This is a genomic window from Lysobacter sp. N42 (assembly GCF_004344885.1).
Genome location: NZ_SKFB01000086.1, coordinates 1 through 5,726, shown reverse-complemented (window position 1 = coordinate 5,726; position 5,726 = coordinate 1). Strand labels below are relative to the sequence as shown.

The window sequence follows — 5,726 nt, the reverse complement described above, 5'->3', positions numbered from 1 at the left end:
CTGCACCCGTGGCCCCGAGGGTTGCCCGCGGGCGGCGCGAGCATGCCGTACGGGTTGGGGCGCGGCCTGTTTCGCCGACCACAAAAGACAACCCCCCACCCGTTTTCACGGCTGGGGGGTTGCGGGATAAAGACCCTGGCGATGACCTACTCTCGCATGGCTTGAGCCACACTACCATCGGCGCGGGTGCGTTTCACTTCCGAGTTCGGAATGGGATCGGGTGGTTCCACACCGCTATGGTCACCAGGGAGAGGGTGGAGGGTCGCTTTGCAGCGCCGGCCTCTCGACTGATACCGACAGGTATTGCTACCTGGGCGGAAAAGGGGTGGATGTAGCGAGCAGTGAATGTCGTGACGTGTCACGAAGCTAAGGTGTTTTGAAGCGACCCTTTGAAGAGTCCGCACAGGGATGTGCGGGCCGTTGCGAGGGATTCGCACCCAAAACCACTTGAGGTTATATGGTCAAGCCGCACGGATCATTAGTACTGGTTAGCTCAACGCATTGCTGCGCTTACACACCCAGCCTATCAACCACCTGGTCTTGATGGTTCCTTCAGGGGAGTCGAGCTCCCGGGAGATCTCATCTTGAGGCGCGCTTCCCGCTTAGATGCTTTCAGCGGTTATCGCTTCCGAACATAGCTACCCGGCAGTGCCACTGGCGTGACAACCGGAACACCAGAGGTTCGTCCACTCCGGTCCTCTCGTACTAGGAGCAGCCCCTCTCAAATCTCCAACGCCCACGACAGATAGGGACCGAACTGTCTCACGACGTTCTGAACCCAGCTCGCGTACCACTTTAAATGGCGAACAGCCATACCCTTGGGACCGACTACAGCCCCAGGATGTGATGAGCCGACATCGAGGTGCCAAACACCGCCGTCGATATGAACTCTTGGGCGGTATCAGCCTGTTATCCCCGGAGTACCTTTTATCCGTTGAGCGATGGCCCTTCCATACAGAACCACCGGATCACTAAGACCTACTTTCGTACCTGCTTGATCCGTCGATCTTGCAGTCAAGCACGCTTATGCCTTTGCACACAGTGCGCGATGTCCGACCGCGCTGAGCGTACCTTCGTGCTCCTCCGTTACTCTTTGGGAGGAGACCGCCCCAGTCAAACTACCCACCATACACGGTCCCCGCTCCGGATGACGGAGCCAGGTTAGAACGTCAAGCACATCAGGGTGGTATTTCAAGGATGGCTCCACCGAAGCTGGCGCCTCGGTTTCACAGCCTCCCACCTATCCTACACAGACGAACTCAACGTTCAGTGTAAAGCTATAGTAAAGGTTCACGGGGTCTTTCCGTCTTGCCGCGGGAACGCTGCATCTTCACAGCGATTTCAATTTCACTGAGTCTCGGGTGGAGACAGCGCCGCTGTCGTTACGCCATTCGTGCAGGTCGGAACTTACCCGACAAGGAATTTCGCTACCTTAGGACCGTTATAGTTACGGCCGCCGTTTACTGGGGCTTCGATCAAGAGCTTCGCCTTGCGGCTAACCCCATCACTTAACCTTCCAGCACCGGGCAGGCGTCACACCCTATACGTCCACTTTCGTGTTTGCAGAGTGCTGTGTTTTTGATAAACAGTCGCAGCGGCCTGGTCACTGCGGCCCTTCCTAGCTGTTAACCGGAAAGGGCGCACCTTCTCCCGAAGTTACGGTGCTATTTTGCCTAGTTCCTTCACCCGAGTTCTCTCAAGCGCCTTAGAATTCTCATCCTGCCCACCTGTGTCGGTTTACGGTACGGTCTGCGTAAGCTGAAGCTTAGGAGCTTTTCCTGGAAGCGTGATATCAGCAGCTTCGTCCAAAAGGACTCGTCCTTGGTCTCAACGTTGCGCTCCCGGATTTGCCTAGGAGCACCGCCTCAACCCTCTCACCGGGACAACCAACGCCCGGCCTGCCTAACCTTCTCCGTCCCTCCATCGCACTTACGCGAGGTGCTGGAATATTAACCAGCTTCCCATCGACTACGCTTTTCAGCCTCGCCTTAGGGGCCGACTCACCCTGCGCCGATTGACGTTGCGCAAGGAAACCTTGGGCTTTCGGCGTGCGGGGTTTTCACCCGCATTATCGTTACTCATGTCAGCATTCGCACTTCCGATACCTCCAGCAGCCTTCTCAAGCCACCTTCAACGGCTTACGGAACGCTCCTCTACCGCGCACAACAAGTTGTGCACCCCAAGCTTCGGTTCATCGCTTAGCCCCGTTAAATCTTCCGCGCAGGCCGACTCGACCAGTGAGCTATTACGCTTTCTTTAAAGGGTGGCTGCTTCTAAGCCAACCTCCTGGCTGTCTGTGCCTTCCCACATCGTTTTCCACTTAGCGATGAATTTGGGACCTTAGCTGTGGGTCTGGGTTGTTTCCCTTTTCACGACGGACGTTAGCACCCGCCGTGTGTCTCCCGTACAGTCCGTCTCGGTATTCGGAGTTTGCAATGGTTTGGTAAGTCGCAATGACCCCCTAGCCATAACAGTGCTCTACCCCCGAGAGGATACATACGAGGCGCTACCTAAATAGCTTTCGAGGAGAACCAGCTATCTCCGGGTTCGATTAGCTTTTCACTCCTAATCACACCTCATCCCCTACCTTTGCAACGGGAGTGGGTTCGGGCCTCCAGTCGGTGTTACCCGACCTTCACCCTGGGCATGACTAGATCACCCGGTTTCGGGTCTACTGCCCGCGACTATGCGCCCTTATCAGACTCGGTTTCCCTTCGCCTCCCCTATACGGTTAAGCTCGCCACGAACAGTAAGTCGCTGACCCATTATACAAAAGGTACGCCGTCACCCTTGCGGGCTCCGACTGCTTGTACGCACACGGTTTCAGGGTCTATTTCACTCCCCTCTCCGGGGTTCTTTTCGCCTTTCCCTCACGGTACTGGTTCACTATCGGTCGGTCAGGAGTATTTAGCCTTGGAGGATGGTCCCCCCATGTTCAGACAGGGTTTCACGTGCCCCGCCTTACTCGATTTCACTGAAATGGCCTTTTCGCATACCGGGCTATCACCGTCTATGGCCAACCTTTCCAGGTTGTTCTGCTAAAACCAATCCAGCTTAAGGGCTGGTCCCCGTTCGCTCGTCACTACTGAGGGAATCTCGGTTGATTTCTTTTCCTCCGGGTACTTAGATATTTCAGTTCTCCGGGTTCGCTTCCAGCAGCTATGTATTCACTGCAGGATACCTATTGCTAGGTGGGTTTCCCCATTCGGACATCGCGGGATCAATGCTTGTTGCCAGCTCCCCCGCGCTTTTCGCAGGCTGCCACGTCCTTCATCGCCTCTGACCGCCAAGGCATCCACCGTGTGCGCTTATTCGCTTGACCATATAACCCCAAGTCGCCTCGGGGTCGTACTTCTGTGCGGGGGTACAAAGCCCGCACGCGAATTCAACGACTCAATTTTTAGGGATCTCGAGGATCCCCGCCTTAGCCTCACGACACGTCTGTAGACATTCGTCTAAAACGCTCGCTACATCCAGTTTGTCAAAGAACACCTCACCGGCCTCAGCGCCCGTGCGGTTCCAATCTTNTCACCGGCCTCAGCGCCCGTGCGGTTCCAATCTTTAAGTGTGTGCAGGCATTCGAAGTGTCCCGAGCGGGACTCGCATCATGGTGGGTCTGGGAGGACTCGAACCACCGACCTCACCCTTATCAGGGGTGCGCTCTAACCACCTGAGCTACAGACCCGATGTTGCTTGCCGCAAACAAAAGGCCGCGCGAGATGGTGGAGCTTGTCGGGATCGAACCGACGACCCCCTGCTTGCAAAGCAGGTGCTCTCCCAGCTGAGCTAAAGCCCCGTGGTGCGGGACGCTCCTCAAATCCCCCGTGGGATTTCTGGAACTTCGAATGCAGGTGTCTTGTGCGGGCGCCTGGCAGCAGTGCTGCCGGTCTCTAAAGGAGGTGATCCAGCCGCACCTTCCGATACGGCTACCTTGTTACGACTTCACCCCAGTCATCGGCCACACCGTGGCAAGCGCCCTCCCGAAGGTTAAGCTACCTGCTTCTGGTGCAACAGACTCCCATGGTGTGACGGGCGGTGTGTACAAGGCCCGGGAACGTATTCACCGCAGCAATGCTGATCTGCGATTACTAGCGATTCCGACTTCATGGAGTCGAGTTGCAGACTCCAATCCGGACTGGGATGGGGTTTCTGGGATTGGCTCGCCCTCGCGGGTTTGCAGCCCTCTGTCCCCACCATTGTAGTACGTGTGTAGCCCTGGCCGTAAGGGCCATGATGACTTGACGTCATCCCCACCTTCCTCCGGCTTGTCGCCGGCGGTCTCCTTAGAGTTCCCACCATTACGTGCTGGCAACTAAGGACAAGGGTTGCGCTCGTTGCGGGACTTAACCCAACATCTCACGACACGAGCTGACGACAGCCATGCAGCACCTGTCTCACGGTTCCCGAAGGCACCCCCGCATCTCTGCAGGGTTCCGTGGATGTCAAGGCCAGGTAAGGTTCTGCGCGTTGCATCGAATTAAACCACATACTCCACCGCTTGTGCGGGCCCCCGTCAATTCCTTTGAGTTTCAGTCTTGCGACCGTACTTCCCAGGCGGCGAACTTAACGCGTTAGCTTCGATACTGAGTGCCAAGTTGCACCCAACATCCAGTTCGCATCGTTTAGGGCGTGGACTACCAGGGTATCTAATCCTGTTTGCTCCCCACGCTTTCGTGCCTCAGTGTCAGTGCTGGTCCAGGTAGCCGCCTTCGCCACGGATGTTCCTCCCGATATCTACGCATTTCACTGCTACACCGGGAATTCCGCTACCCTCTACCGCACTCCAGATCGCCAGTATCCAATGCAGTTCCCAGGTTGAGCCCAGGGCTTTCACATCAGACTTAACGAACCACCTACGCACGCTTTACGCCCAGTAATTCCGAGTAACGCTTGCACCCTTCGTATTACCGCGGCTGCTGGCACGAAGTTAGCCGGTGCTTATTCTTCCGGTACCGTCATCCCCGCCGGGTATTAGCCGACAGGATTTCTTTCCGGACAAAAGAGCTTTACAACCCGAAGGCCTTCTTCACTCACGCGGCATGGCTGGATCAGGCTTGCGCCCATTGTCCAATATTCCCCACTGCTGCCTCCCGTAGGAGTCTGGGCCGTGTCTCAGTCCCAGTGTGGCTGATCATCCTCTCAGACCAGCTACGGATCGTCGCCTTGGTGGGCCTTTACCCCGCCAACTAGCTAATCCGGCATCGGCTCATCTCTCTGCGTGAGGCCCGAAGGTCCCCCACTTTCTCCCGTAGGACGTATGCGGTATTAGCGTAAGTTTCCCTACGTTATCCCCCACAAAGAGGCAGATTCCGATGCATTCCTCACCCGTCCGCCGCTCGCCGGCATCCCGAAGGACCCGCTGCCGCTCGACTTGCATGTGTTAGGCCTGCCGCCAGCGTTCACTCTGAGCCAGGATCAAACTCTTCACTTAAGTTTTGCAGCCAATCCCGAAGGATCAGCTAAAGCTTCAAGTGCAGAGCCCGTCCAGGCACCAAAACTCAGCTTGCATATGCATGCTTGAATCTCTGTGCTTGATACGAGACATCTGCGATGGACAGTCATCCACCACCAGACGCCCGCACAAGTCACCTGCGCACACTGTCAAAGATCGCAAGGTCCGGCCTCAGCGCCTTCCCCTTCTTCCCTCAACCCGCCGAACCATCAGTCCGTCCGAGTGAGCCGCCCATCTTACAGCACTTTCGATCACTGTCAACACCTTGTGATCG

The 5,726-nt window shown here is 56.5% G+C and carries 2 tRNA genes and 3 rRNA genes; all 5 read right to left on the bottom strand.

The features are described 5' to 3' along the window. Window positions 1-133: 133 nt before the first annotated feature. The 5 genes from rrf to EYQ95_RS25720 all read right to left on the bottom strand — a co-directional run bounded on the left by rrf (window position 134) and on the right by EYQ95_RS25720 (window position 5,431). Window positions 134-248 (bottom strand): 5S ribosomal RNA (gene rrf, locus EYQ95_RS25740). A 209-nt stretch (window positions 249-457) separates the two neighbouring features. Beyond that, window positions 458-3,322, bottom strand: a 23S ribosomal RNA gene (locus EYQ95_RS25735). A gap of 286 nt (window positions 3,323-3,608) precedes the next feature. After that, window positions 3,609-3,685, bottom strand: a tRNA-Ile gene (locus EYQ95_RS25730). A 35-nt stretch (window positions 3,686-3,720) separates the two neighbouring features. Continuing rightward, a tRNA-Ala gene (locus EYQ95_RS25725) sits at window positions 3,721-3,796 on the bottom strand. A gap of 96 nt (window positions 3,797-3,892) precedes the next feature. Next, a 16S ribosomal RNA gene (locus tag EYQ95_RS25720) occupies window positions 3,893-5,431 on the bottom strand. The 16S, 23S and 5S rRNA genes sit together here with 2 tRNA genes alongside, the layout of an rRNA operon. Between the last annotated feature and the right edge of the window lie 295 nt (window positions 5,432-5,726).